Below are 24,341 nucleotides of genomic sequence, written 5' to 3'. Positions count from 1 at the left end.
ACAGACACCAAGAGCCGTAAAACGGCTCTTGGCTAAGGCTTGGATGCTATACAAACCATCATAGCGACTTCATCTTCGATTTAAAATACAAATTTTGAAATGCTAACAATTCTCATTAGCATTTCAACAAATAAGCCACAATCCATGAAATCAGCGTGGGGCTTGACCGCCATTCAGCCAGTTTTCTGCGCTTTGCATGGCAATGCCAAACCGAATAAATACTCCTTCAAGCAGTATGCAATTGATGCTTGATCGCTTCCAAAGCCTTGGCCTGTTCAGCCACAGCATTTTCCAATTGAATCAGCTCTTGCTGGAGCTGTTCCAGGCTTTGTTCAGCCTGCTCGACCACCTGTTCCGCTAGTTCCTGGGCACTATTCATCACCGTATCATTCAAGCTCATGTACAGGCGGTTGTAGTCGATCAACGGCGCTTGCCCTTCCCCCTGCTCCTGGAACACGTCATAGCCAATATGGGCAGGCAGACTCAGTGTCGGCAAATCCGGCTGGGTCAGTTGAAAATTAGCCAGAACGGTCTGGCTTAGCTCTGCAAACGTCTTGCCTATATTCCGGCCAAGTTCAGTACGCACAGCAGCCACATCTTGCTTACCGGCATGCTTTTCCAGCACCTCGGGCAATTGGGGCACGACACGCCGCCAGGTGCCTTCGGTCAGAGCCTGTACGGCACCTTGCAAGACTACTGTTTGTTCTTCGATACGCTGACGCAATTGGGTAGCAGCCTGCTCCAGCGTTTGCATCAAGGGACTGAGGATTGCCTCTTCAATATGGTGCAATTTCAGCTCGGCAGGTTTGCGCTGCTTGTACGCCAAGGCAGGCTTTAGCAGGTTCTGCACCGCCAGATACAAACGCTCGAACCCCGCCTGTTCCAAACCCTGCTCTTCGTCCTGCCGACTGCGAGCCATATGCACGGACAGCGACAAGGCCGGTTTGAGCAAATCACGGCTCAGGCCCCAATGATTCAGGGCCTGCGCTGCCCGTGTCATCACATCCTCTTCTTGCAGTTGGCGGTTATCCGCTGTCTTGTTGCAAAGCACTTTGACGATCTCATCGTCGATCTCATCTTCCTCGATGCAATCGCTACGGGTAATCACCGGCAGCAAAGGCTTGTTGCGACGCAATTCCACCAACAAGTCACCCAGCTCCTGTACTTGGCCCGGTGCGCTGGAGCTGCTCAGCCACAAGAGCGCATCCGTGCTTTCCAGAAACTGCTGCGTCAAAGCGGCATTATGCGCATTGGCCGAGTGCAAACCGGGAGTATCCAGCAACACCAGCTTCTCGCCCAGACACACCCCTTGCAAGGCAACCGTAGTTTCTGTTGCCCCTTCCTGAAAGCCTTCAGGCATGGGCTGCATCTGCCCATCGGCAAGACGGAAGAAATCCACGCTATGACCCTGGCGACGAAAACGGTCCGCCAGGAAATTACACAAGGAGCTTTTACCGGCATTAAAGGAGCCGAACACCAGCAACATGATGCGATCACGGAAACGATCCGCCAACTCCTGCGCCGGTGCCAATGCAGACCAGGAGTCCGCCCAGGCCTCTTTTTGCTCCTGCAACTGCTGATTCAGTTGTCGAGTACTGTGCGCCAACGCCCCCTGCTCGGCCAAAGCCGTGCAGGACAAGGCTTGCGCCACGGTCGTCTGGCCTAAATCCGCCAGCCACTGCTCCATCTTGGCAATAGCGGGCTGCCTATCCTGACTGGCAGGATTGAGCTGCGCAACCGCCTTGATAAACGTGCTTTCCACCGACATTAGGCATGCTCCAATGAGGATAGACCGTCCAACGCCTGACGCGTTTGCTCAAGCTGATTTTCAGTCGCCTCGATCTGCTTTTCCAAAGCCACGCGGCCATCCGAAACCTCAAAATAATGGGTGAAGTCCTGAATCAGCTTGTCGCGCCCGGACTGCTCGCAGAAGATGCGGCGCAGATCGGCACGGTACTTCACCGATACACCCATCACCGCAATCATGACGGTATCCATACTGCGCACCGAGGTACGTTGCGCCGCTGGCAAGCCTACGGCACCGTATTCCACCAGGTGACCATTGATCGCAATGCACGCACGCGAATAGGCAATCTGCAAACGGGCACGCTCTTGCTTGCCTGCCGTCATCTTGAAGCCAAACTCGAAGGTATCCGGCACCAGAGAATGATCCACACCGGGGGCATTGACCACCGGCTCCAGATCCTTTGCGATGCCTTCCAGAATCTTGCGCAGACCATCAACAAAATCACTATGCTGCTGCTGTTGCGTCTGCTGCAGGCTGTGCAGGCTTTGCGCTTGCGTTTGCTGCAAGGCATTCAGTTCCTGCGTCAGTTCAGTCAGCAAGGCTTCACGCTCGAACTCGCGGGCTTGCGGCACACGCTTCAAGGCGGCTTCCAAAGAAGCCTGCAAAGCCGGGATTCCGCTTTTCTCCAGCATGCGCTGCTTGCCACCTTCACGACCCTGGCGATAGCGGGTGCTGGACACCGGATGCAACGTCACCCCGGCACACTGCTGCTGAATCGCGCCCAGCACTTTCTCTTGCTGCTCGTCATCAACCAACTGGTCAATCTGGCTGATGACCATCAGATTCTGACGCTGCGAACGCTGATAATCCGCAGCCAGCTCTTGCAGCAAATTGCTTTCCAAGGCGTCCAGCTCACCTTCTTTAGCTGCGTGAACAAACAGGCGAATATCCGCCTGAAGGCCCATGGCTTCACGTGCCAGGGCATCATCCTGCAAGGCCACGTCTGCATACAGACCCGGCGCATCCAGCCAACGCACGCCTTCATGCACGTGCTCGGCCAGCGCGACGGTTTCACGGCGGTCAGCCACATTGAAAACATCACTGCCCATCAATTCATTAAGCAGCCGACTTTTACCGTGATTGTATTTACCGACTACGGTCACCGTTGGCGGCACGCTCAACTGCAAGAGAACGCGCAAACGATCCAGATCCCAGCGGCGCTGTGGCAACACGACCAACACAGACTCCAATACGTGATCAAGGGATAGTGCCAACTGATTCATGTCTCTTCCTTTTTTACTGATGTCCGGACCCAAGCAAGCGATACGCCACCAAGCCAAACACCACGCCCCAAAATGCGGCGCCCAGTCCAAACAGGCTCATACCGGATGCGGTGGTTAAAAATGTGATGACAGACGGCTCGATATAGCCGCTTTCGCTGACCATGATCCGTACATTGGCCACAATGGCCCCTATCAAGGCCAGACCCGCCAGGGCCGCAATCAAGGAGGCGGGCAAAGCCGTAAACATATACACAATCGAGCCGGCAAAAGTGCCGCCCAAAAGATAAAACACGCCATTGGCCATACCGGCCACATAACGCTTGTCCGGATCAGGATGAGCATCCTTGCCTGTACACAAGGCAGCGGTAATAGACGACAGCACAATGGTGATGCCCCCAAAACAGGCCACCAACATCGAGGCCAAACCAGTGCCTGCCAGCACGGGACGCGATGGCGTGGGATAACCCGCCAACTGCAAGACCGCCATGCCGGGCAGATACTGCCCCGTCAAACTGACCAGCACCAAGGGCAAGGTCAGGCTCAATAAAGTAGTGATATTGAATTCCGGACTGACCCACACCGGACGGGCCAGCTCCAGCTTGAACGCTTCCAGATGCACTTGCCCGCTGGCCATGGCCATCACAAATCCGGACAAGGCCACCAGCACAATCGCGTAACGCGGCAAGAAACGCTTACCCAGCAAGTACACCGCCAACATCACCAGCACGATGGCTGGCATGTCGCTGCTGGACTTGAACGCCGCCATGCCGAACTGGAGCAAAATACCGGCCATCATGCCCCCGGCAATGCCTTTGGGGATGAAGGAAAGAATCTTTTCAAAACCGCCTGTCAGACCAATGACGACGATAATCAAGGCGGCGCTCAGATACGCGCCCACCACTTCAGGCATGGTGATGCCTGGAAACAAGGTCAGCAGCAAGGCTGTACCTGGCGCGGACCAGGCTGTAATGATGGGCAGCTTCAAATACGCACTCAGGAGCAAACCGCTCAAACCCGCGCCTATGGAAATCGCCCAGATCCAGGAGATCAGCTCCGCATCAGCAATTCGGCCTACTTGTGCAGCCTGAATAAAGATCAGCAACGGCCCGGCATAGGCAATCAACACCGACAAAAATCCGGCTACCCAGACCGACGCCGATCCACTTTTCAATCCCATCGTTTTGTCTCCCCAGTCTTGTTGTTTGAATTCTCAACTTTACTCGGTGCTCAGACTGCGCTGGGATCACAGCCTGAGTTTTTTACTACTGCCTAACTTAAATAGCCGAAGGGTGTGTCGCCAAGGGAGTCACGGAAATCTGCATGTAAGGGAACAAAGGCAAGGCGCTGAGCAAGTTGTGCAGCTCTTCATTGCTCTCGACATCGAACACGCTGTAGTTGGCGTACTGACCCACCACGCGCCAAATATGCGGCCACTTACCCGAGCGTTGCAGATCCTGCGAGTAAGCTTTTTCTTCAGCCTTGATACGGGCGGCCTCTTCGGCTGGCAAAGAGTCAGGGATATCAACAATCATGTGAACCAGATAAAGCATGGTGTTCCTTTCTAAAAACAAACGCTCGGGCACTTAGGCCTGGGCTAGAAAATTCAGTACGGCGCGCTCGAAGGCTTCGGGCGCTTCCAGATTGGACAGATGCGAGGCCGGCACGACCGCCACTTTGGAGCCAGGAATACTGGCTTGCATAGCCTGGGCATCGGCAACGGTCGTAACCGGGTCCCACTGGCCAGCGACCAACAGGGTCGGTGCCGCAATACGGCTGATCTGATCACGCAGATCCGACTCGGCCAAAGCATCGCAGCAGGCGGCGTAACCCAGTGGGTCCAGCTTGGCCAGACTGTCCTGCATGGCCTTTACCCGTTCGGGCGACTGCTGGATAAAGGCTTCACCAAACCAGCGCGAAGGCGCCGAGTCCGCCAAGGTACGCATCTGAGCAGCACCGCCTTGACGCAACGCGTCGGCCCGTTCCTGCCAGGCTTGGGCGGTGCCAATCTTGGCCGCGCTATTGCACACGATCAGCGCATTCAAACGCTCCGGGGCATTCACCCCCAACCACAAGCCGGTATGACCACCCATGGACAGGCCACAAAACGCAGCGCATTCAATATCCAGCGCATCCAGAATCGCCAGCACATCACGCCCCAAATCCTTGAAGTGGTATGGGCCAGGCGTGACCGGACTGCCGCCATGACCACGGGTGTCATAACGAATCAGACGGTAGGACTGCGCGAAACCTGCCACCTGCGGGTCCCACATCTCTTGTGTGGTGCCCAGGGAGTTGCTCAGAATCAGGGCCGGGGCCAGCGGATCACCCTCCACGCTGACACGGAACATGCCCCGTTCGGTATTCAAGGCGCTGGGGCTGACCGTCATTGGCCCTCTCCCTGCTTGGCCGCTGCAATGGGCAAACCAATCATTGCTTCCAGTGCTTCATGGGTCAAACCGGGCACCAGATCAATCAGTTGCAAACCGTCTGGTGTGCAAGCCAAGGTGGCCAAATCGGTATACACACGCTTGACGCAAGCCAGGCCAGTCAAGGGGTAGCTGCATTGTTCAACCAGTTTGCTGACGCCTTGCTTGGTCAGCACATCCATCATGACCCAGGTTTGCTTGGCACCAATGGCCAGATCCATGGCACCGCCTACGGCGGGAATCGCGCCGGGCTCGCCCGTGCTCCAATTGGCCAGATCCCCGGTTGCCGAGACCTGAAAAGCGCCCAGCACACAGATATCCAGATGGCCGCCACGCATCATGCCAAAGCTGTCGGCATGATGGAAAAACGCACCACCGGGCAGCAGCGTCACCGCCTGTTTGCCCGCATTGATCAAGTCATAATCTTCCTGCCCGGCGGCCGGTGCCGGGCCCATGCCCAGGATACCGTTCTCGCTGTGCAGTACCACTTCCACACCAGCGGGCAAGTGGTTGGCCACCAGGGTTGGCATGCCAATACCCAGATTTACGTAGGCGCCGTCATGGATGTCCTGGGCGACGCGCTGCGCCAATTCATCTTTACTGCGGCGCTGATAATTGAGCGTCATGCTGTCCCCCTTCATGCTCTGTCCGTTCATGCCTTGAACCCACCTGCTTCTGTGCGACTGCGTGGCACCACCACGACGCGGCGTACATGAATGCCAGGCGTCACAATGGTTTCAGGGTCCAGTTGACCCAGTTCCGCCAGTTCAAACACACTGGCAATGGTGGTGCGGGCCGCCGTCGCCATGACCGGACCAAAGTTGCGCGCCGCCATGCGGTAGGTCAAATTCCCCCAACGGTCCCCCCGCTCGGCCTTGATCAGGGCGACATCGCCATGAATGGGCTCTTCATAGACATGCCAGCGACCATTGATCAAGCGTGTTTCCTTGCCCTTGGCCAGTTCTGTGCCATAGCCTGTGGGGCAGAAAAAGCCACCGATACCCGCACCGGCGGCGCGCAATCGTTCGGCCAGATTGCCTTGCGGCACCAACTCCAGCTCGATCTTGCCGCTGCGATACAAGTCATCAAATACCCAGGAATCAGCCTGACGGGGGAAGCTGCAAATAATCTTGCGTACCCGGCCTGTTTTCAGCAAAGCCGCCAGCCCCACATCGCCATTACCCGCGTTGTTGTTGACGATAGTCAGGTCGCGAGCGCCTTGCTCGATCAGACCGTCGATCAACTCCGTGGGTATGCCAGCCGTCCCAAAACCACCGACCAGAATCGTGGCGCCGTCCTGCACATCATGCAAAGCCTGTGCAACACTGCTTACCTGTTTATCGATCACTCCGTTCTCCGTATAAAGCACTGACGCTACGGATGGGCTCAGCCCTTACGTCAGGCACAGCAAAAACAAGTCAGCCCAGGGCCTGGTTTGACAAAGCAAACACAGACGCTGGACTGAAGCAAGACTTAAGCAGCCAGACGTGGACGATTCACGATCTGGTTATCCTTGCCGTCGACCAGCGGGGTCAAGGCAATATCAAACACGATCTCTGCAAAGGGACCATCCAGGTTTTCAGCAGCGATGCGGGCAGGATCGGTGTGCTCGGTCAGCGGTGGCACCAGACCATCGCGAGTCGCGTAGGCGAAGTCGTCGTACACCAGCGGATCACCGTCGATATTGATCTGCGTGGTCAGCTTGCGGTGGCCAGGAGCCGTCACAAAGAAATGAATGTGCGCAGGACGGTTACCGTGACGGCCCAGCTCATTCAGCAGGCCTTGGGTAGGACCATCTGGAGGACAGCCGTAGCCCTTGGGCACAATGCTCTGAAACTTGTAGCGACCGTTTTCATCGGTAATGATGGTGCGGCGCATATTGAAGGGTTGTTGCTCGCCGGTGGGGTCAAAGTGCGAGTAAAAGCCTTTGGTATTGGCGTGCCAGACTTCAACCTGGGCACCCGCGATAGGCTTGCCGTCCGCACCAGCCACAACACCGTGCATGATCAGGGTTTCGCCAGCGGTATCGGAACCGTCATCCAGGCGAACAAAACCTTGTGCCACAGGAGCGCCCGACACGTACAACGGACCTTCAATGGTACGTGGAGTACCGTTATCCAGACCCAGTTCCTTGTCCATGGCGTCCATGCGCATGTCCAGGAAACGGTCAAAACCCAGGCCGGGAGAAAGCAAACCAGCTTCGCTGGCTGTACCCAGACGGTTCAGGTAAGCCACGGCTGCCCAGTACTCGTCGTTGGTGATGTCCAGATCTTCAATGGTCTTGAACAGATCGCTGATGATGCGGTACATGATCTGCTTGACGCGTGGATTGCCACCGGGCTGATCCAGGCCAGAGGCCAAACGCAGGAAGTCCTGTACATCGGGGGTGTCAAAAATTTTAACGCTCATTCTGTGTCTCCTAATATCCTGAAAAAAGTGTTCCAAGCAAAGCCGCGACGACGGGCTTCTTATTGCGCCTAGGCAGCCGAGCCGACACTGACCTGCGTCTTGTCACGGCGGAAATACTGAACACGATCCTCGTCCAGTACGATACCCAAACCCGGCCCTTGAGGTATCTGTAATTCAAAATTGCTGTAATTCAGGGGCTCTGCCAGGATTTCCTCGGTCAAGAGCAAAGGTCCGAACAACTCCGTGCCCCACTGCAACTGGTTCACGGTGGCAAACACATGGGCAGCGGCAATCGTACCGATCGCGCCTTCCAGCATGGTGCCACCATACAATTCAATACCCGCGGCTTCGGCAATCGCGGCGACTTGCAAGCCTGCACGCAAACCACCGGACTGTTCAATCTTGATAGCGAACACGTCGGCAGCACAGTCACGGGCCAGCGCAAAGGCAGAGGCCGGGCCAGTCAGGGATTCATCCGCCATCAAGGCAATCGGGAAGCGACCTTTCAGATCGGCCAGAGCATCAGCACGACGCACTGGCTGCTCCACCAGCGAGCACCCGGCATCGACCAGGCCAGCCATACCATACTGAGCCTGCAAGGGACTCCAGGCCATGTTCACATCCACGCGAACATCGGCGCGATCACCCATCGCTTTCTTGATAGCCGCTACGTGCGCCACATCGTCCTTTACCGGGCGGCGACCAATCTTGAGTTTGAAAATACGGTGACGAGCCTGCGCCAACATGCGCTCGGCTTCATCAATATCCTTGGCGGTGTCACCCGAGGCCAGTGTCCAGGCAACAGGCAGGCTGTCGCGCATACGGCCACCCAGCAAGTGCGAAACCGGCAGACCCGTGCGCTTGCCCAAGGCATCAAACAGGGCCGTTTCCACTGCACTTTTGGCAAATCGGTTTTCCTGAATCGCCGTATTCAAGCGGGCCATAATGGCCGGCACCGCATTGGCATTGGCACCCAGCAGCAAGGGGGTGAAGTAGGTGTCGATGGCCAGCTTCATGCCTTCGGGCGACTCGGCGCCATAGGCCAGACCGCCAATGGTCGTGCCCTCGCCGACGCCCACCGTACCGTCCGAACAGTACAAGCGCACCAGCATCAAAGTCTGGCCTTGCATGGTCGTCATCGCCAATTGATGAGGACGGATCGTAGGCAGATCCAGCAGCAAAGTCTCCACCCTTTCGATCAGGGCTGGAGCTGCTAAGAGTTGAGAAGATCGCGTGTGTTCCATGCCTTGATTGAACACGAAGCAAGCCAGCCATATCCAAGACTAAATAGGTCTAGTTCAATACCTTATAGGTATAGTTTCTGATATAAATATTAAAAATCAAGAAACTAAACCCCATCGATTCAGCCTAGGTATGGTTTTCCCTTATGGATCTACGTCAGCTCAAATATTTTGTGGCCGTTGCCGAAACCCGCAACTTCACACGGGCGTCCGAACGCCTGCATATGGCCCAGCCCCCGCTTAGCCGACAAATCCAATTGCTGGAAGAAGAGCTGGGCGTCACACTGCTGCTGCGCAATAACCGCCCCTTGCGGCTGACCGAAGCCGGACGGGTGTTTTATGAGCAGGCCTTGCAGATATTGAGCCGGGTGGATCAACTGGTGCATACAACACGGCAGATCGGGCTGCATCAACGACAAACCCTGTCGATAGGTTTTGTGGCATCGACCCTGTATGGTGGCCTGCCCGCCTTGATGCGCAAGCTGCGCCATCAGTATCCGGAAGTGGATATGCAGACGGTGGAGCTGACCTCCATGCAGCAGTTGGAGGCCTTGAAATCGGGGCGGATTGATGTGGGCTTTGGGCGGATACGACTGAATGATGCGTCCGTACAAAGAACGGTGTTGCGAGAAGAACAACTGGCCCTGGCCATTCCCCCCAGCTCGGATCTGGCCGATTCGGACACGCCTTTGAGCCTGAAAAAAGTGCAAGGCCAAAAGCTGATTGTGTATCCCAAAGAGCCCCGACCCAGCTTTGCAGACCACGTTCTGCATCTGCTGCACGATCAGGGTGTACGCCCGGCTGAGGTCTATGAAGCAGGAGAACTTCAAGCGGCCTTGGGCCTGGTGGCGGCCGATTCTGGATTGTGCCTGATCCCAACCTCGGCTCGTCTGCGCAACGATCTGCACTATCGCTTGATAGCAGAACCGCAGGCGACTTCACCGATTATTTTGACGCACAGGATGAATGATCAGGCTTGGTATATCGAGGCGATCAAGGGCTTGGCGGAAGAGATGTAAGGCGCGGCTGCGACCACGGCCCCCCTTCCCTGTTGAAACAGGATTGACTCACTTCTGAAGCCACTCTAATATCGTTAACACGTTAACTAAAATTAGAGACAAGCATGCAACAGGTGACGATTCAGCAGGCTGGCAAAGACCCGATCAGTGCAACCCTATGGCCAGCTGCTGATGCCAAAGCGAGCGTCATCATCCACCCTGCCACAGCCGTTCCACAGGATTTCTATCGTCCTTTTGCTGAGCATCTGAACAGCCTGGGTTTCATTGTTCTGAGCTACGACTACCGGGGCATAGGCCGATCTCGTCAGAAGGACATACGGCAATGCGATGTCTCCATGTCCGACTGGATGCTGGAGGATGCGGTGTACGTCACAGACTGGGTCACCCATCGTTTTAACGGTCTACCCATGTTGGCTGTTGGCCATAGCGTTGGTGGGCATGCGATTGCTATCTCTCCCGCGACACGTTCCGTGAAAGCAGCCGTCATGATTGCGTCTCATGCGGGGATCACCGCTTTGATCGAAAAGCCTATGGAACGCTTTCGGGTGGGCTTGATCATGCGGGTGCTCACTCCTGTACTGTGCGGCCTTTACGGCTATATGCCGACTCGGCGTTTGGGCTTTGGCGAGGACCTTCCACGGGGTGTCATGCAGCAATGGAGCCGCTGGACACAAAAGCCCCATTACTTTTATGACGATCCGCAGGTGGACGCCAAAAAACGCGCTAGCCAGGTCGATATTCCTTTGCTGGTTCTGGGTTTTGATGATGATCCCTGGGCCAATCCGCAAGCCATTTCCCGGCTGCTGGAACCACTAAGCAAGGCATCTATACAAAGGCTGCAACTGGAGCATAAAAAGCTGGGTTTGGCTCATATTGGTCACATGGGCTTCTTTCGTAAACGCAATGCCGAGGCACTTTGGCCTATAGTGGTTGACTGGCTGATTGCACAAAGCGAATCCGGCCCACCTCAAACCCGTAACGCCTAACCCATACCCCTTCAGCCGTCGCCAAAATGATCCAGAAATCACAGCCACGATTTGTCTTTTTGTTGAACCACGCCCACAAGGCTTTGCAGCGCTGGATTCAAAAGCAACCTTCGGCCTGGACAGATATCAGCGCGGCTCAGGTTGGCATGTTGTTCTTGATTCGCTCTCAAGGCTCGGTCACGGTGGGAGAAGCGGCCAGCGCCTTGCAAGTGGCTCCGGCTGCGATTACCGGGCTATCCAAACGCATGCAGGCAGCAGGCCTGATTCAACGCCTGACGGATGATGCAGATACGCGCAAGATTTGTTTGACGCTGACTCCGGCTGGGGAAGAAGCCAGCATCAAGGCCAAATCCACCTTGCAGGACTTGAACCGGCAACTATCCGACGGCTTCACGGAGGATGAACTGAAGGTGGTGGCACGCTGGTTAAGCCAGGTGGTAAATCTAGACCTGCCCACAGACAAGAATGTTAATCAAAAAGACGAACTGCCTGCTTGATCGCATTTACTTGAATATAAAGAGTATCCATTTTTCGTAAGCCAGGGACGTGAATGCAGTTTTATCCGCTCGCTATGTGAAGCATTCTTCAAGCAGAGTCGCCCCCTGACTCAGAGCCACATACCCGTCAAAGGTGGCCCGCGCCGTTGTATTCACACAGAAGCTAGCGCGGCCCACCGCAGCTTGATGGCTGCTTATGCCTCCACCTCCTCAAAGCGAGCCGCCGCGTTCATGACCGCCATCACACTGGCCGTAATGATATTCGCGTGCTTGCCCACGCCAAATTTCGATCCAGGCACACCCGGCATGACCGCTTCCACAATCGCCATTGCGCAGGCGTCTGCACCAGAACCCAGGCTACGTTCCTCGTAGCTGTCGATACGCAAAGGCAGATTCAAGGCTGCCACCGTCGCCGCAATCGGGCCATTGCCTGTTCCGGTATAGATTTCAGTCTGGCCATTGGCATTCACGCATTGCAGCTCTATGCCCTGCTGCCCTTGTTCCACATCGAACAGACGATGTGCGCGATACATCGCACTGCCTTGGCGTTCGTTGGCGTTCAGATAGGTATTCTCGAACAACGCCCAGATCTGCTGACTGTTCAATTCCGTTTCGCTGGAATCGGCTATCTGCTGGACAAGGGCGCTGAACTCCACTTGCATGCGGCGCGGCATCACAATGCCGTAGTCGCGTTGCAGCAGAAAAGCGATGCCGCCTTTGCCGGACTGGCTGTTGACACGCACGATGCTGTCGTAAGTACGGCCCAAATCCTTGGGGTCAACCGGCAGATAAGGCACACGCCATGGAGCATCTTCTTTCTGCACCGTGAAGCCCTTGGCAATCGCGTCCTGATGGGAACCGGAAAAAGCGGTAAAGACCAGATCGCCCACATAGGGATGACGCGGGTGGATAGGCAAGGAAGTCGCCTCTTCCGCAATACGAGCCACCGCCGAAATATCGGAGAAATCCAGGTTTGGAGAAATACCCTGGGTATACAGGTTCAGAGCCAAGGTCACCACATCCAGATTGCCGCTGCGCTCGCCATTGCCGAACAGGCAGCCCTCGACACGCTGCGCACCAGCCAGCATGGCTTGTTCGGCGCAAGCAACGCCTGTGCCACGGTCGTTATGCGGGTGTACCGACAGGACGATGTGTTCACGTTTATCCAGATGGCGATCCATCCATTCAATCTGATCGGCAAAGACGTTCGCGGTCGTCACTTCTACTGTGGTGGGCAGATTGATGATCATGGGTCGAGCTGGACCAGCATCCCAGGCATCGATAGCGGCATTGCAGACAGCCAGCGACACATCCAGTTCCGCCATGCAAAAGGTTTCAGGCGAGTACTGCAACACCCACTCCGTTTCCGGGTGCTGGGCGGTCAGGCGCTTGAACAGCTCCACATGGTGCCGCACCATGTCAATGATTTGCGGCACTTCCATACCAAAGACAATTTCACGAAACGCAGGTGCGATGGCATTGTAGAGATGCACAATCACACGACGCGCCCCCGCCACGCTGCGTACCGTGGTTTCAATCAGATCCTCTCGCAGTTGGGTGATCACCATAGGCGTGACGTCATTCGGGATCATGCCCTCGTCAATCAGTTGGCGGACAATATCAAAGTCTGTTTGTGAGGCAGACGGAAAACCCACCTCGATTTCCTTGAAACCAATGCGAACCAGCTCCTGAAACAGGCGCAATTTGCGGTCGCGATTCATGGGCTCGAACAGGGCCTGGTTGCCATCACGCAAATCGGTAGACAGCCACACGGGCGCTTGGCTCAGGGTGCGCTGCGGCCACTGGCGATCGGGCAAATTGACGACAGGAAAGGGACGGTATTTGTGGGAAGGATCAGTCAGCATGGGAACCTCGAATATAGGGAATGACATACCTGGCTTCCCTACTCCATGGAGCTAGCTACAGTCGGGGTCTGGGGAAACCAGGATAGGACCATTCGCACACACAGGCGTACGGACCCCGACCGGATGTCAGGGCTAGTAAGCCTAGCGATAGCAAGTGCAAATGAGTCACAGCTGGTTGACTCCCAAAATGCTTGATGAAGACGATAAAAGCACTTTAGACTGCAAGGCGCTTGGCCTTCTATCAAAAAATAGTCATTTGTTTTATCTTTTTGGACATTCCTGAACATGGGCTACGCATCCCCTGAGCGCGGTGGGCGGGCGCTGGACTTGTCGCACTCCGATACCTCGCCCTTGCTGGTCAGCGGGCTGATCGAACATTACCCCGCCGGGCATGAAGTGCCCCGCCATAGCCACCACCGTGGGCATCTTTTGTATGCCACTCAAGGCGTACTGCTGGTGCAGGCCGATACCGGTCAGTGGCTGGTGCCCCCTACTACGGCTGTCTGGTTGCGGCCCGGTGTGCCGCATCAGCTCAATGCCACCACCGCAGTGAATGTGCATGGTCTGTTTCTTGATGAAATTCTGGCCGCGCAATTGCCGGACCATGATTGCGTGATCCATGTCACGCCACTGGTACGTGAACTGATTGCCGCGCTGGTACAGGTGATTCCGCAAGAACCCCCCCCTTTACGAGACGCACTGCTGGGCCAGCTATTGATTGAAGAGCTGCGCGTGCTGCATCCCCTGCCTTTTCATTTGCCCTGGCCGGAAGATGAGTTGATGCGGCGGATTTGCGAAGATCTGGTGCGCTCGCCCGCCCAGCAAAAAACAATGGATGAGGTGGCGCAACACTACGCCTTGACGCCGAAAACCCTGCATCGGCGTTTTCTGAAAAGCACGGGGATGAATCTGGGGAAATGGCGGCAGCAGATGCGGCTGATGGCATCGATCCAGTTTCTGCTGCAAGGTAAGTCCATCACGCAGGCGGCGCTGGAAAGCGGTTATGAAAGCCTGAGCGCATATTCAGTGGCCTTTAAAAAGACCTTTGCCTATCCGCCTTCGGAGTTTTTGGCAACCTTGAGCCAGTACCCGGATACAGGGCAGGATGCCGGCATGGTCTGAGGCCGATCTGTATGGCAAGAGTGCCTGGCAGACTGCAGTAGCAACTCAGTCCACCAGCCTGCTTCCAGGCTAATTCAATGCGCTATATGGATATTCATGCGACCACCCCAGGTCGCTCTACAAGACCCATCGCCCCCTTGAGCACGTCAAGAAATCGGTCGCTCAGCAGAAATAAAAGTACCGTATGAGCAGACCAGAACAGCGATAGCAAGCCAGCGTCATCAACTCTTGCAGACTTCCTGCCGCAGTTGCTCTGCCGAGAGCTTGATCATCTTGCCGTTCTCTACCAACACCACCGAGGTATTGGTTTGCATGGCCACAAAACGTGCCGACTGCGCGGCACGCTCCAGAGCGGCCAGGGAGGCCCGCAAGTCCGGGTTCTTTGCTTTGGAAATATCTTCTTTATTCATCTTTCTCTCCCCACTCCAACAGGACTGGCACACTACCTGCGTTATCGTACAAAACCCAATCATCCACGGTATCCCGATAATGATGCAGGAAGTTCTTCATGCCAGCCGCAAAGCGGCGACGAATGACGGGTTCGGGGATGTTATGACCACCCTGACGTACCCGTTCTGCCACCCGCGCGATCGCCATATCCGCATCGGGTAGACTTAAAAAATACAAGCTGACTCGATAGCCCTGCGCCTGCCATTTTTCAATATGACGCACATAGCCCTGGCCAGACAAGGTCGTTTCCAGCGCGAAGCTCTCGCCCAGGCGAACCGCCTCTTTCAGCTCATCCAGCATCAAACGACCGGCCTTGATGGCCGCGCTTTCTGGCGCAAACGGAGACAGGCCCGCTGCGATCAGATCTGCATTGATAAAGCGCAGCACTTCCGCCTCGGCCGGGAGGAAAGAACGCGCAAACGTCGTCTTGCCTGCCCCGTTCGGGCCAGCAATGATCAGAATCTTTTTGCTCTTGCCCGTGTCAGCGTTGTTGCCAGACATAAATACACCTAAACAATGTCCACATTGAACAGATTTGTATCATACATTGGCGAAAAGGCCAGCCAAGCGCCTTGCTTTGGCCGCCACGCATCCGCTGGGCAAAGCCGATTTTCAGGCAATAAAAAGGCTCCTTGAGCCGAATGAACCTTCTCAAGGAGCAGGCGGGAATGGCCCGCTATTGGGCTATGGGGACTGATTTACTGACGCTTTTTCAGCGGGCAGGTGCTCAAGCCCAGTATGGGGTACAGCGGACAAAAACCAACCAGGCCCGTGATCAGGGGGATCAGGCCCAGCCAGCCCCACCAGCCAATAACGTTCGTGACTGCCAGCACAATCAGCACCACACCGACAAGGATACGGATAATACGATCTACACTACCGACGTTGCTTTTCATGGCTCATCCTCTCAACAAAAAAGTAAGAAAAAACGGGGCGGGTGAGGGTACCTACACGCAGGATAACGCTGCTGCCCTGCCCCTCTATCACCCGCCGCTTCAGGGACAAAATATATCCTTCAAGGTGCCAATCAACTTGGCGACATTCGGGTCTTCAATACGGTAGTACAGGGTTTGCGCCTCGCGCCGGTAGCTGACCAAACCTTCCTGGCGCATCCGTGCCAAATGCTGCGACAGGGCTGACGGGCTAAGCGTCACCATCTCGTTCAGGGCTCCCACACTCATCTCGCCTTGCTGTATCAACAGACACAAAATGACCAGACGCTTGGGATTGCCTACAGCCTGCAACAAGGCGGCCGCCTGATCAGCACTTTCTTGCAAAAGCTCGATGTCGGATTTGCGTTGAATCATGGTTTATCCAACTTTTTTACGCATTAATTTAGATAATTCTTAATTTAGCATATACTGAATTAACGCAGTCAATAATTTCTGCCTTTCTTTGCTTTTGTTAAGTACAAAGGACGTTACGCATGAGTGAAACCAGCTACAAGCAATTAACCCACGGTATTTCCAGCAATCTGGCACAGTTGCGCCAGACCCAGCCCGAGGTCATGAAGGGCTTTGGAGAAATAGGCAAGGCAGCCATGAGTGGCGGTGCTATTGATGCCAAGACCAAGGAACTGATCGCCTTGGCAATTGGCGTGGCCACGCGCTGCGAAGGCTGCATTGGCTTTCACAGCAAGGCACTGGCGCACATGAACGCCAGCCAGGAGGAAGTCCACGAAGCCTTGGGCGTTGCCATTTATATGGGTGGTGGCCCATCCGTCATGTACGCCGCCAATGCCGTTGCCGCTTTTAATGAGTTCAAGTCTTGAACCAGAAACAAGGAGAACTGTAATGCCTAAACCCGCTGCTTTCGTATCCACGCTCTTTCATGCACAGGGCAATCCCGACAAAGTCACTGTGGCCCTGACCATGGCTGTCAATGCGGTTCAGAAAGGACATAGCGCCTGCCTGATTCTAATGGCTGAAGGAGTCGCACTAGGTATACCCGGTGCCGCTGACCCGATCAATATTGGCGCACCTTTTGAGCCTGCAGCAGATCTGGTGAAGAAGTATCTGGAGCAAGGCGGACGCGTAGCCGTGTGCAAGTCCTGCATGCTGCATAACGGTCTAAGCGCCGAGCAGATGGACCCACGCTTTGAGATCATTACCGCGCCGGATGTCATCGACCTGCTGATGGGTGCAACAGGGTCTTTACAGATTTCCTGATCGGCTGCGTCGCCCAATGCCAAGCAGGCCAAAACAAACTCTGTGTTTTGGCCTGCTTGTTTCTTCGATACAAGATACGGGTATTGCGTGTGACCATCGCGCCGGGCATCCTGCTTTTCTGGGCCCGGTCTTACGTAAGGCAACGTACCCCATCGATAGCGCAGTCTATGGCCCCTTATCAAGCCGAGTGCGCCAGCAAGGCCTCCAGCAAGAAGAAGCTGGCGCATGCCGACTCCACCAGTTCAGTCTGCCCCGGCGCGACTTTATACAGATGCCCCACAAAACGCCCTGTTTCACTTAACTCAGGCGTCAACAAGGCATCCAGATACAGACGCGATTGCTCCTGCAGCCATTGTTGCTCCGGCAAAATCTGCCATAGTTCGACCATGGCCAAAGAAGCAATCGCCCAAGCCGAACGGTCTACCGGACTAAGTGGAGATTCCTGTCTCAAAAAACCATGTGCACACTTCCCCCAACGTTCGTGCCAATAACGACAAGCTTTCAAAGCAGCATGAGCATAGGACGCTCTGTCGTACAAACGCGTTGCGCTTACCATGCCCAACATGGCCCAGGCCTGCCCTCGTTGCCAGGTTTCAGCGCCCTGTTCGGCCAGCACATCATGCCCACGCAACAAAACCGTATCGCGCCAGGCCCCGCTGCGCTTTTGTAAATAGCGCAGGCACGCATCCACATGCCATTGTCCAAACTGACGCGCCACCGGCCCGCCCTGTGCGTTCAGCACCAAGAGCGTCGGCGCCAACGCGTCCACATTCAATATGTGATTACCTGCCTCCCCGCCCCCCATCCCAGTCCCCAAAGGCCAGAAGCCGCTGGAGGCATCAAAACTGTTCAGCAAGGCTTGGGCAGCCTGATCGACATTCGCTTCCGCCTGCCTATCCCCATGCCAGATACTGCCCAAACCAGAACCATACCAAAACACAAAACTGCGATTGATGCTGGGCTCTTCCAACCAGACTTGCAGCTTCTGGCTCCAGTGCAATGCCTGTTCCTTATCCTGCGCCTGACCGCTGATCAGGGCACGTCGCCACCACAAGCCCGCCCAAAATCCCCCCAACCAGGAGCCACGTCGCGACAAGGTCCATTGCTCGGACGAGGACTGTCTGAACAGGGGAAACTGCTCTCCACATTGCTCGGCAACCTGATCCATATTCGCAAAGATGGACGCTATGCTGGCTGATCCCAATACCTCTACAGACATTCCATCATTCCCCTTTCGCCATACGACGAACCTGGTACAAAATCAGGCACAACAAGCTGGCGCACACCAGAATACCCATCAGGAAAGGCCAGGCAGCGGCAAAGCCTTCGGGCGAGCGCAGCAGCACACCAAACAGGGGCGGGCCAAAGGCAAAGCCACCAAAGAACCCGACGGATAAAAGTCCGGCGCTACGAGCCGGCGCCCCAAAACGGGCATCTCGCAGCAACATGCTCATGGCAATGGCATTGGTGGCCACCAGAGTCAAACCAATGGCCAGAACCCCGGCTCCCAAAGGCCAGAGCCTGTCCGGCGCGGCCATCATCATCAGCAACAAGGCCACAATCGGGATGACAAACAGGATGCCCAGTAGCAAGGTTTCATCACCAAAGCGGGCGGCGATGGGCGTCAGCAGTACTCGGGACACAATCCCCATCACCCCAAAGCCGCTGACCAGCATCCCTATCCAGTACGGCGACACGCCCAACTGCTGTGCAAAAACGCCCAGAAAAGTAATGAAGGACGACAGTACCAGACCTGCGCACAACTGAATGGCCATCAATAGCCACAATTGTGGGCTGGGCCAGGGCAAGCGCCAGGACATGCTACTGGCAGCGGCATGGGCTCTGACGGGCAAAAGCTGCAAGGCTAAATAGGACAGGCACAGCATGGCCGGCACCCACACCACAAACGCCACCCGCCACCCCAGCTTGTAGGCCAGGGTCGGTAGGACCAGACCGGCCAGCAAGGCCGAAGCCTGCACGCCGGACTGCTTGATACCGACTAGCCCCGCCTTGCGCTCTGCCGGTACCAACTGGGCAATAGTCTGATTGGTCACCGGGTTCGCCAAGGATTGCGCCAAGCCGCACAAGAGCAAGGCCGTCAGCACACCCCAGAAACCCGGCAAGACCGCAATCAGACTAAAGGACATGGCTACCAGCAGGAACAACAAAAACAAACCTTGCCGATTGCCCATGCGCTGCACCAAAGCCCCCGCCCACGGCGAGAGCAAGGCAGCCAGACCAAAGGTGCTGGTAGTCAACCACCCCAGTTGCTCGCGCGAGATGCCCAAGTCCTGAATGATTTGCGGGCCCAGCACACCGATGGCGTAAAACACCATCATCGGCATACCCATCGCCAGCGTCATCAAACTGCCCAGCATCCAAGGTGAACGACTTACCCGTGTCGATAGCATCATGCCACTGCCTTGCTCATGTCTGCCGTCTCCTGAATGGCGTAGTGGGCTTGCAGCAAGTGCTTGCCAACCGTGCTGATCAAAGCATCATCCGCCCCATCCAGAATATGCGTGGTACGCGCTGCCCGGTAGATACCGGACAAGGGGCTCCAATCGGCCAAGCCTTCGGCCCCCATGATCTGGATGGCGGAGTCTGCCGCCTCGCTGACCGCATCCGACGCCGCCAGCTTGGCCACATTCACCTCCACCGCATTGGGTAAGCCCGCGTCGAACTTGACAGCCGCTTCACGCAGCAAGCAACGAGCCGAGGCAATGGCACGGTACACCTGATAAACCCGCGCCCGAACCAGTTGTTTGTCCGCCAGACGCGCCAGCTCTCCACGCTCCGAGTGAATGCGCTCGCACATGATGTCAAAGCTGCGTTGCGCCAAGCCCAGCCATTGCACGGATCGCAGAATACGGCCCAGGGCCAGGCGCTTTTGCATCAAAGCAATGCCCTGCCCGGCGCTGCCCAGAACATAGTCCTGCGGCACGGTCACATTGTTGAACAGCAGCTCGTTCTGCCCTTGATAACGCCCCAGCAAAGGCAAGGGACGCACGACTTTAAAGCCCGCCGCATCCGTGGGCACGATCACCATGGACAAGGACTCATGCACGGGGCCATCCGCGCTGCGCGCCACCACGGTCGCGAAGCTGGCCTGTTGCGCCCGGCAAATAAACCACTTGCGGCCATTCACATGCCATTGCCCGTCTATCAGGCGAGCCTGACATTGCATGGTGGCCGGAATCGAACCAATGCTGTCCGGCTCGGACATGGCGTAGCTGGACACTGCATCCCCCTTGAGCAAGGGCGTCAGAAAGCGCTGTTTGACGCTGGCCGAGCCATGATGGCTCAACATATACGCGTCCAACGTGGCGTCCGCCCCGAAAATGCCAGGGCCGTACTCGGAACGCCCTTCCTGTTCGGCGACGGGCAAGTATTCAAGCAAGCTGGCGATCCGACCACCCCGATGCATGGGGTAGAAACTGCCGAACAAACCCGCCTGTTGAGCGCGACGTGTCAGGTCCAGAGTCAGCTCGCGGGCCAGATTATCTCCCTGAGCCAGAATGCCCTCGTTGGGAATGATCTCGGTATCCACAAACTGCCGCAGCTTGCGGCTCAAGGCCGCGCTGGAAATAGCAAGGTGGCTCATGCTGCTATCCCCGCGTCGGTCTTGATCCCGGAACCCAATGCAGCCGCATCGGCAGCCAAGGCGCGCTTGTCGATCTTGCCCGCAGGCGTCAGCGGCAAGCTGCGGTAAAAGCGCAGATACTCGGGCAACTTGTTCACTTCCAGACCCTGCTCACGCAAGAAGTCGGTGATCTCTTTCAGGGAGAAACGCGGCACGCCGTCGCGCACCGTCACGCACAAGCAAATACGCTGCCCCAAGTCCGCATCGGGGACCGGCACGCACGCCACGGTAACCACATCCGGGTGAGCCATGACCAGGCCTTCAATTTGCACCGGGCTGATGTTCGCACCACCACGAATGATGATGTCTTTCTTGCGACCCGCCAGCACCAATTGCCCCTGGGCATTGATGTAACCCAGATCGCCCGTTTTCACCCAACCCTGCTCATCCCGATACTGGGCATCCAGTTCCGGGGCGTTCACATATTGCATGGGGCTCAAGGGGCCGCGTGCGGTGATTTCGCCTACTTCGCCGTGCGGCACTTCGACGCCCTCGTCATCAATCAGACGGATCTCGCACACCTGCGGATTGGGGGTCCCCACACTGCTCAAGACCACGTCGATGGGATCGTCCAGCGTGTTGTGGCAGTTCACCCCATCGGCCGAGCCGTACAGGCTGATGAAACCGCAATCAAACGCTTCCACACAACGGCGTACCGTAGCTTCGTCAATGACTGAACCGCCCACAATCAAGCCGCGCAAGCTGGCTTTATCGGCCTTCTCCAGCTCGGGTGCTGCCGCAATACGCTGGAACATGGTGGGCACGCCCAGAATGAAACTGGGCTTGAAGGCATTGATGGCGGCAATGGCACTAGGCACATCAAACTTGGGCAAGACCACCAAAGAACCGCCCAACCAGCACAGCACGCCGAAGGTGGCCGTAGAGCCAAATGAAGAACCCAGCGGCACCAGATACATGCCCCGGAACTCCACATCGTTGGGGGAAATGCGTTGCAGGAATCGCCCTCGTCCACCCACCAGCGCATTATGCGAATAGGCCACCAGCTTGGGTTCGGACTCGGTGCCCGAGGACACCAGCAAACGCACCGGCGAATTGGGGGACACCTCGGGCAATTCGGACACACCCAACGGCTCGCCTTCAAACAGAGAGTCCAGGCTCACCCAGCCCGGACGCGATGGGCCTTGCACAATCAGGACACGCAAGGACAGCAGTGTAGGCCGCAAGGACTCAATCACGTCGCACAAATCAATGCCTGCATACTCATGCGGCACAATCACCGCCCGTGCATCGCAACGACGCACCAGCGACTGTATATCCAGCTTGCCCCGTCCGGGTGGGAAAGGAGCCACAATCGCCCCCAACGCGGCGGCGGCCAGATCAATGGCGCAGCACACCCAATGGTTGCTGAGCTGATACGCCACCACGTCGCCCGCCATAATCCCTGCCCGACGCAAGCTGCCTGCCAGACGCAGAGCCGCGTCCATCAAGGCGCCATAGCTGATATTGCCTTCGGGCGAGAGCACCGCCAGCTTGTCCGGATGCACCTGGGCTTTTTCCGCGAACAGCGTAAAGACCGGCTTGTTCGGGTAGGTACCGTCCTCTATCCAGCGTTGGCGCAATGACGCAGGGACCAGATCGATGATGCCAGCGTGATTCATAAAAACCTCCAGGGAGAATGAACAGACGAATAGCCCTTGTCATGGAAATGGGACGCCAGGCGTGGATCAGCACGCAGTTGCGCCAGATTGCTATGGACACGGCGGGCCGGTATGCCCAGCACATCCAGTTGCGCTTCCAGGCTCAAGGCAGACTGGGACAGAAGACGGTCCGGCAAGACCGTCCAGACGGCATCGGGCGACACATTCAACCACCCGGCCAGGGCGTGCAGATGCGTTGGGTCCTGACAGTCGATGACGATGAAGCCCTCGCCCGTCTGGAACACCGCCGACACGCCGGTTTTACTGATGGGAGAAACAGCCTGGGCCAGATGATCGGCCGTGGCCAGCAAGGAGCTGTCGACCCGCAAGCCCGACCCGCTCAGGCCCCGGCGCAGCAAGGCGGCACTGATACCCAGCGCGGCCATCACCCCGCCCAACACATCCAGCACCGTAAACAAAGACCCACCCCGTGCGTCCGAGGTTTGAGAAATGGTGTGAGCAATACCCGACCAGGCTTGCACCGTGAAGTCCGTCCCCGGCGCGTCCACTTGCTCCTGGCCCCAACCGCCCGCATAGGCGTAGACCAGATCCGGGCGCACGGCGTGCAGGTCTTGGGCATCCAGTTTCAGCTCGGCCGCCTTGCCCGGTGCCCAGTTATGCAAAAACACATCGGACTGGCTCACCAGCTCGTAAATGGCCTGCCGGCCTTGAGCCGACTTAATGTCCACTTCCTGCACCGTCTTGAATTGATTAAGCGCATCAAAGCGCACCGAGCAGCCATCCACGCACGGGGGCATGGACCGCAAGGGATCACCACCGGGCGGTTCCAGACGAATCACCTCCGCCCCCAGCAGCGCCAGCAAATGACCGGCAATAGGCCCTTGAATCCGGCGGCAAGACTCCACCACCCGTAACCCGCGCAGGGGCAAATCAGCATCGGACCGCAAGGCACGCAATGAACTGGGCGCGGCATGAGTCTGGTGCTGCCACAAACCGGCCAAGGCCGCGTAATCACGATCGCTCTGGCGTTGAGCCGGTGTACGCACCGGCAAGATGGCCATGCCGGTCTGCAAGGCCAGTTCCTGCAAACGGGCAAAGCTCAGAGTTTGCAGACGGCTTAAACAAACCTCCGGCATGGGGCAGACCGCCTTGGCATAGCGCAGCAAAAACGCTTTCCAGGCTTGACCGGCCAGTTCTGCCGGTACACCCACCGCTTCCCAAAAGGCACGCCAAGGTCGGGGGTCGAGCGTCTCCAATTCAAAGGCCACACCATCTTGCGACATAAAAGGTGGCCGCAAGCCGGGATCGTAACTGCCTGCCAATAACTGCTCAGGATCTTGAGCCGCCGTTGCCCCGGCCAGATATTGACCGATGCTGAGCAAGCCACAACCCAAAGGTGAAACCAACACCTTGGAGAAACGCCCGCCACGCAACTGGCCCAAGGCGGCCGCCAAGGTCGCCTGCAAGCTCATGGCTGAACTAAGCACCGCAAGATAATCCAGGCCCAGCGTGCCCGAAAGCCCACTGGAGCGGCCATGCACGGACAAGATACCGCTGGCGGCCTGCATACTCAGCTCACTGATCGCAGCTTGCGTCATGCCCCCCGCCTCGGTTTCCAGACGCGTGCTAATCGTTTCAAAATCAGGCGAATGCAGGCGGAATGCTGCTTCGTCTTGATGGCCTGCGGCTTGCTCGGACAAACCCAGCAATCGGGCCTGACGGCTCAAGGCAGCGGGCAAGCCCGGCCAATGCGGGGGCTGTGAGCCCATCTGCCAACGTAATCCGCAGCCATGTAGTAATTCAGACATAGTTCCAAACCAGAGTGATGCGCACGCCAAGTGCTGATTGCAGAAACCAGCACTGGCA

25 protein-coding genes are annotated in these 24,341 nt (G+C 56.8%); 6 read left to right on the top strand and 19 right to left on the bottom strand.

From position 1 onward, the window contains the following. Positions 1–226: 226 nt before the first annotated feature. The 9 genes from ACDI13_RS16430 to ACDI13_RS16390 form a co-directional block, all read right to left on the bottom strand. Complete coding sequence (locus tag ACDI13_RS16430; protein ID WP_316991152.1) at positions 227–1,768, bottom strand: GTPase; 1,542 nt, start codon at positions 1,766–1,768, stop codon at positions 227–229. Beyond that, a complete protein-coding gene (locus ACDI13_RS16425) occupies positions 1,768–3,030 on the bottom strand; it encodes a GTPase (protein WP_316991153.1) in 1,263 nt (420 codons plus the stop codon). The genes ACDI13_RS16430 and ACDI13_RS16425 overlap by 1 nt, the downstream gene beginning before the upstream one ends. Before the next feature lie 13 nt (positions 3,031–3,043). Beyond that, positions 3,044–4,207, bottom strand: coding sequence for a benzoate/H(+) symporter BenE family transporter (locus tag ACDI13_RS16420; RefSeq protein WP_316991154.1), 1,164 nt, complete (start codon positions 4,205–4,207; stop codon positions 3,044–3,046). A gap of 97 nt (positions 4,208–4,304) precedes the next feature. After that, positions 4,305–4,580 (bottom strand): muconolactone Delta-isomerase, encoded by a 276-nt coding sequence (gene catC, locus ACDI13_RS16415; protein WP_009454559.1) that lies wholly within the window; start codon positions 4,578–4,580, stop codon positions 4,305–4,307. Between the two features lie 33 nt (positions 4,581–4,613). After that, positions 4,614–5,417: a 3-oxoadipate enol-lactonase gene (gene pcaD / locus ACDI13_RS16410; protein ID WP_316991155.1), complete on the bottom strand. Its 804-nt coding sequence runs from the start codon at positions 5,415–5,417 to the stop codon at positions 4,614–4,616. Then, complete coding sequence (locus ACDI13_RS16405; protein WP_316991156.1) at positions 5,414–6,082, bottom strand: 3-oxoacid CoA-transferase subunit B; 669 nt, start codon at positions 6,080–6,082, stop codon at positions 5,414–5,416. Before ACDI13_RS16405 ends, pcaD begins: the two co-directional genes overlap by 4 nt. 26 nt (positions 6,083–6,108) lie before the next feature. Further along, positions 6,109–6,804 carry a 3-oxoacid CoA-transferase subunit A gene (locus tag ACDI13_RS16400; protein WP_009454565.1) on the bottom strand — a complete coding sequence of 232 codons (696 nt, stop codon included), beginning with the start codon at positions 6,802–6,804 and terminating at the stop codon, positions 6,109–6,111. Between the two features lie 125 nt (positions 6,805–6,929). Next, positions 6,930–7,865 carry a catechol 1,2-dioxygenase gene (gene catA, locus ACDI13_RS16395; RefSeq protein WP_316991157.1) on the bottom strand — a complete coding sequence of 312 codons (936 nt, stop codon included), beginning with the start codon at positions 7,863–7,865 and terminating at the stop codon, positions 6,930–6,932. Between the two features lie 68 nt (positions 7,866–7,933). Beyond that, a complete protein-coding gene (locus ACDI13_RS16390) occupies positions 7,934–9,109 on the bottom strand; it encodes a muconate/chloromuconate family cycloisomerase (protein ID WP_372372522.1) in 1,176 nt (391 codons plus the stop codon). Between the two features lie 143 nt (positions 9,110–9,252). Between ACDI13_RS16390 and ACDI13_RS16385 the strand changes: the two genes are divergently transcribed. The 3 genes from ACDI13_RS16385 to ACDI13_RS16375 all read left to right on the top strand — a co-directional run bounded on the left by ACDI13_RS16385 (position 9,253) and on the right by ACDI13_RS16375 (position 11,608). Beyond that, the gene (locus tag ACDI13_RS16385) at positions 9,253–10,125 is read left to right on the top strand and encodes a LysR family transcriptional regulator (protein ID WP_316989990.1); all 873 of its coding nucleotides are present in this window, start codon (positions 9,253–9,255) and stop codon (positions 10,123–10,125) included. A gap of 104 nt (positions 10,126–10,229) precedes the next feature. Then, positions 10,230–11,111 carry an alpha/beta fold hydrolase gene (locus ACDI13_RS16380; protein ID WP_316989991.1) on the top strand — a complete coding sequence of 294 codons (882 nt, stop codon included), beginning with the start codon at positions 10,230–10,232 and terminating at the stop codon, positions 11,109–11,111. Positions 11,112–11,194: 83 nt separating this feature from the next. After that, complete coding sequence (locus ACDI13_RS16375; protein ID WP_372372521.1) at positions 11,195–11,608, top strand: MarR family winged helix-turn-helix transcriptional regulator; 414 nt, start codon at positions 11,195–11,197, stop codon at positions 11,606–11,608. A 194-nt stretch (positions 11,609–11,802) separates the two neighbouring features. On the opposite strand, the gene ACDI13_RS16370 is transcribed toward ACDI13_RS16375, so the two are convergent. After that, on the bottom strand, positions 11,803–13,473 hold the full coding sequence (locus tag ACDI13_RS16370; protein ID WP_316989994.1) for a 2-isopropylmalate synthase: 1,671 nt from the start codon (positions 13,471–13,473) through the stop codon (positions 11,803–11,805). 285 nt (positions 13,474–13,758) lie between these two features. Here ACDI13_RS16370 and ACDI13_RS16365 point away from each other — a divergent pair, with 285 nt between their 5' ends. Further along, positions 13,759–14,595 (top strand): helix-turn-helix transcriptional regulator, encoded by an 837-nt coding sequence (locus ACDI13_RS16365; RefSeq protein WP_316989993.1) that lies wholly within the window; start codon positions 13,759–13,761, stop codon positions 14,593–14,595. Positions 14,596–14,816: 221 nt separating this feature from the next. Here ACDI13_RS16365 and ACDI13_RS16360 read toward each other — a convergent pair whose 3' ends face one another. The 4 genes from ACDI13_RS16360 to ACDI13_RS16345 form a co-directional block, all read right to left on the bottom strand. Beyond that, positions 14,817–15,005, bottom strand: a complete 189-nt coding sequence (locus tag ACDI13_RS16360) for a hypothetical protein (RefSeq protein WP_009454580.1) — start codon at positions 15,003–15,005, stop codon at positions 14,817–14,819. After that, positions 14,998–15,546, bottom strand: a complete 549-nt coding sequence (locus ACDI13_RS16355) for a zeta toxin family protein (RefSeq protein WP_009454582.1) — start codon at positions 15,544–15,546, stop codon at positions 14,998–15,000. Before ACDI13_RS16355 ends, ACDI13_RS16360 begins: the two co-directional genes overlap by 8 nt. A 197-nt stretch (positions 15,547–15,743) precedes the next feature. Then, on the bottom strand, positions 15,744–15,941 hold the full coding sequence (locus tag ACDI13_RS16350) for a DUF2892 domain-containing protein (RefSeq protein WP_316988112.1): 198 nt from the start codon (positions 15,939–15,941) through the stop codon (positions 15,744–15,746). A 99-nt stretch (positions 15,942–16,040) separates the two neighbouring features. Continuing rightward, positions 16,041–16,352 (bottom strand): metalloregulator ArsR/SmtB family transcription factor, encoded by a 312-nt coding sequence (locus tag ACDI13_RS16345; RefSeq protein ID WP_316988113.1) that lies wholly within the window; start codon positions 16,350–16,352, stop codon positions 16,041–16,043. Between the two features lie 119 nt (positions 16,353–16,471). On the opposite strand from ACDI13_RS16345, the gene ACDI13_RS16340 reads away from it, so the two are divergent. Next, positions 16,472–16,816 (top strand): carboxymuconolactone decarboxylase family protein, encoded by a 345-nt coding sequence (locus tag ACDI13_RS16340; protein WP_316988114.1) that lies wholly within the window; start codon positions 16,472–16,474, stop codon positions 16,814–16,816. Positions 16,817–16,838: 22 nt separating this feature from the next. Then, positions 16,839–17,213 carry a DsrE family protein gene (locus ACDI13_RS16335; RefSeq protein ID WP_316988115.1) on the top strand — a complete coding sequence of 125 codons (375 nt, stop codon included), beginning with the start codon at positions 16,839–16,841 and terminating at the stop codon, positions 17,211–17,213. A gap of 178 nt (positions 17,214–17,391) precedes the next feature. On the opposite strand, the gene ACDI13_RS16330 is transcribed toward ACDI13_RS16335, so the two are convergent. From ACDI13_RS16330 to ACDI13_RS16310, 5 genes are read right to left on the bottom strand one after another with little or no spacing between them, the layout of a single operon-like run. Then, a complete protein-coding gene (locus ACDI13_RS16330; RefSeq protein WP_316988116.1) occupies positions 17,392–18,432 on the bottom strand; it encodes a hypothetical protein in 1,041 nt (346 codons plus the stop codon). 4 nt (positions 18,433–18,436) lie between these two features. After that, complete coding sequence (locus ACDI13_RS16325; protein WP_316988117.1) at positions 18,437–19,627, bottom strand: MFS transporter; 1,191 nt, start codon at positions 19,625–19,627, stop codon at positions 18,437–18,439. Further along, complete coding sequence (locus tag ACDI13_RS16320) at positions 19,624–20,817, bottom strand: acyl-CoA dehydrogenase family protein (protein WP_316988118.1); 1,194 nt, start codon at positions 20,815–20,817, stop codon at positions 19,624–19,626. The genes ACDI13_RS16325 and ACDI13_RS16320 overlap by 4 nt, the downstream gene beginning before the upstream one ends. After that, positions 20,814–22,475 carry a class I adenylate-forming enzyme family protein gene (locus tag ACDI13_RS16315; protein ID WP_316988119.1) on the bottom strand — a complete coding sequence of 554 codons (1,662 nt, stop codon included), beginning with the start codon at positions 22,473–22,475 and terminating at the stop codon, positions 20,814–20,816. The genes ACDI13_RS16320 and ACDI13_RS16315 overlap by 4 nt, the downstream gene beginning before the upstream one ends. After that, a complete protein-coding gene (locus ACDI13_RS16310; protein ID WP_316988120.1) occupies positions 22,472–24,283 on the bottom strand; it encodes a CoA transferase in 1,812 nt (603 codons plus the stop codon). The genes ACDI13_RS16315 and ACDI13_RS16310 overlap by 4 nt, the downstream gene beginning before the upstream one ends. Between the last annotated feature and the right edge of the window lie 58 nt (positions 24,284–24,341).

The sequence above is a fragment of the Alcaligenes faecalis genome, assembly GCF_041521385.1.
Taxonomy (GTDB): domain Bacteria; phylum Pseudomonadota; class Gammaproteobacteria; order Burkholderiales; family Burkholderiaceae_B; genus Alcaligenes; species Alcaligenes faecalis_E.
The sequence above is the reverse complement of the archived record's forward strand: the minus strand, read 5'-3'. Positions and strand labels throughout refer to the sequence as shown.

What these genes read in the sequence shown, in the direction of transcription:
- ACDI13_RS16355 (WP_009454582.1), bottom strand. Translation starts at nt 15,546, where the DNA reads ATGTCTGGCAACAACGCTGACACGGGCAAGAGCAAAAAGATTCTGATC.
- ACDI13_RS16385 (WP_316989990.1), top strand. Translation starts at nt 9,253, where the DNA reads ATGGATCTACGTCAGCTCAAATATTTTGTGGCCGTTGCCGAAACCCGC.
- catC (WP_009454559.1), bottom strand. Translation starts at nt 4,580, where the DNA reads ATGCTTTATCTGGTTCACATGATTGTTGATATCCCTGACTCTTTGCCA.
- ACDI13_RS16345 (WP_316988113.1), bottom strand. Translation starts at nt 16,352, where the DNA reads ATGATTCAACGCAAATCCGACATCGAGCTTTTGCAAGAAAGTGCTGAT.
- ACDI13_RS16320 (WP_316988118.1), bottom strand. Translation starts at nt 20,817, where the DNA reads ATGAGCCACCTTGCTATTTCCAGCGCGGCCTTGAGCCGCAAGCTGCGG.
- ACDI13_RS16350 (WP_316988112.1), bottom strand. Translation starts at nt 15,941, where the DNA reads ATGAAAAGCAACGTCGGTAGTGTAGATCGTATTATCCGTATCCTTGTC.
- ACDI13_RS16390 (WP_372372522.1), bottom strand. Translation starts at nt 9,109, where the DNA reads ATGGAACACACGCGATCTTCTCAACTCTTAGCAGCTCCAGCCCTGATC.
- ACDI13_RS16340 (WP_316988114.1), top strand. Translation starts at nt 16,472, where the DNA reads ATGAGTGAAACCAGCTACAAGCAATTAACCCACGGTATTTCCAGCAAT.
- ACDI13_RS16380 (WP_316989991.1), top strand. Translation starts at nt 10,230, where the DNA reads ATGCAACAGGTGACGATTCAGCAGGCTGGCAAAGACCCGATCAGTGCA.
- ACDI13_RS16335 (WP_316988115.1), top strand. Translation starts at nt 16,839, where the DNA reads ATGCCTAAACCCGCTGCTTTCGTATCCACGCTCTTTCATGCACAGGGC.
- catA (WP_316991157.1), bottom strand. Translation starts at nt 7,865, where the DNA reads ATGAGCGTTAAAATTTTTGACACCCCCGATGTACAGGACTTCCTGCGT.
- ACDI13_RS16360 (WP_009454580.1), bottom strand. Translation starts at nt 15,005, where the DNA reads ATGAATAAAGAAGATATTTCCAAAGCAAAGAACCCGGACTTGCGGGCC.
- ACDI13_RS16325 (WP_316988117.1), bottom strand. Translation starts at nt 19,627, where the DNA reads ATGATGCTATCGACACGGGTAAGTCGTTCACCTTGGATGCTGGGCAGT.
- ACDI13_RS16315 (WP_316988119.1), bottom strand. Translation starts at nt 22,475, where the DNA reads ATGAATCACGCTGGCATCATCGATCTGGTCCCTGCGTCATTGCGCCAA.
- ACDI13_RS16310 (WP_316988120.1), bottom strand. Translation starts at nt 24,283, where the DNA reads ATGTCTGAATTACTACATGGCTGCGGATTACGTTGGCAGATGGGCTCA.
- ACDI13_RS16405 (WP_316991156.1), bottom strand. Translation starts at nt 6,082, where the DNA reads ATGACGCTCAATTATCAGCGCCGCAGTAAAGATGAATTGGCGCAGCGC.
- ACDI13_RS16425 (WP_316991153.1), bottom strand. Translation starts at nt 3,030, where the DNA reads ATGAATCAGTTGGCACTATCCCTTGATCACGTATTGGAGTCTGTGTTG.
- pcaD (WP_316991155.1), bottom strand. Translation starts at nt 5,417, where the DNA reads ATGACGGTCAGCCCCAGCGCCTTGAATACCGAACGGGGCATGTTCCGT.
- ACDI13_RS16330 (WP_316988116.1), bottom strand. Translation starts at nt 18,432, where the DNA reads ATGTCTGTAGAGGTATTGGGATCAGCCAGCATAGCGTCCATCTTTGCG.
- ACDI13_RS16430 (WP_316991152.1), bottom strand. Translation starts at nt 1,768, where the DNA reads ATGTCGGTGGAAAGCACGTTTATCAAGGCGGTTGCGCAGCTCAATCCT.
- ACDI13_RS16420 (WP_316991154.1), bottom strand. Translation starts at nt 4,207, where the DNA reads ATGGGATTGAAAAGTGGATCGGCGTCGGTCTGGGTAGCCGGATTTTTG.
- ACDI13_RS16370 (WP_316989994.1), bottom strand. Translation starts at nt 13,473, where the DNA reads ATGCTGACTGATCCTTCCCACAAATACCGTCCCTTTCCTGTCGTCAAT.
- ACDI13_RS16365 (WP_316989993.1), top strand. Translation starts at nt 13,759, where the DNA reads ATGGGCTACGCATCCCCTGAGCGCGGTGGGCGGGCGCTGGACTTGTCG.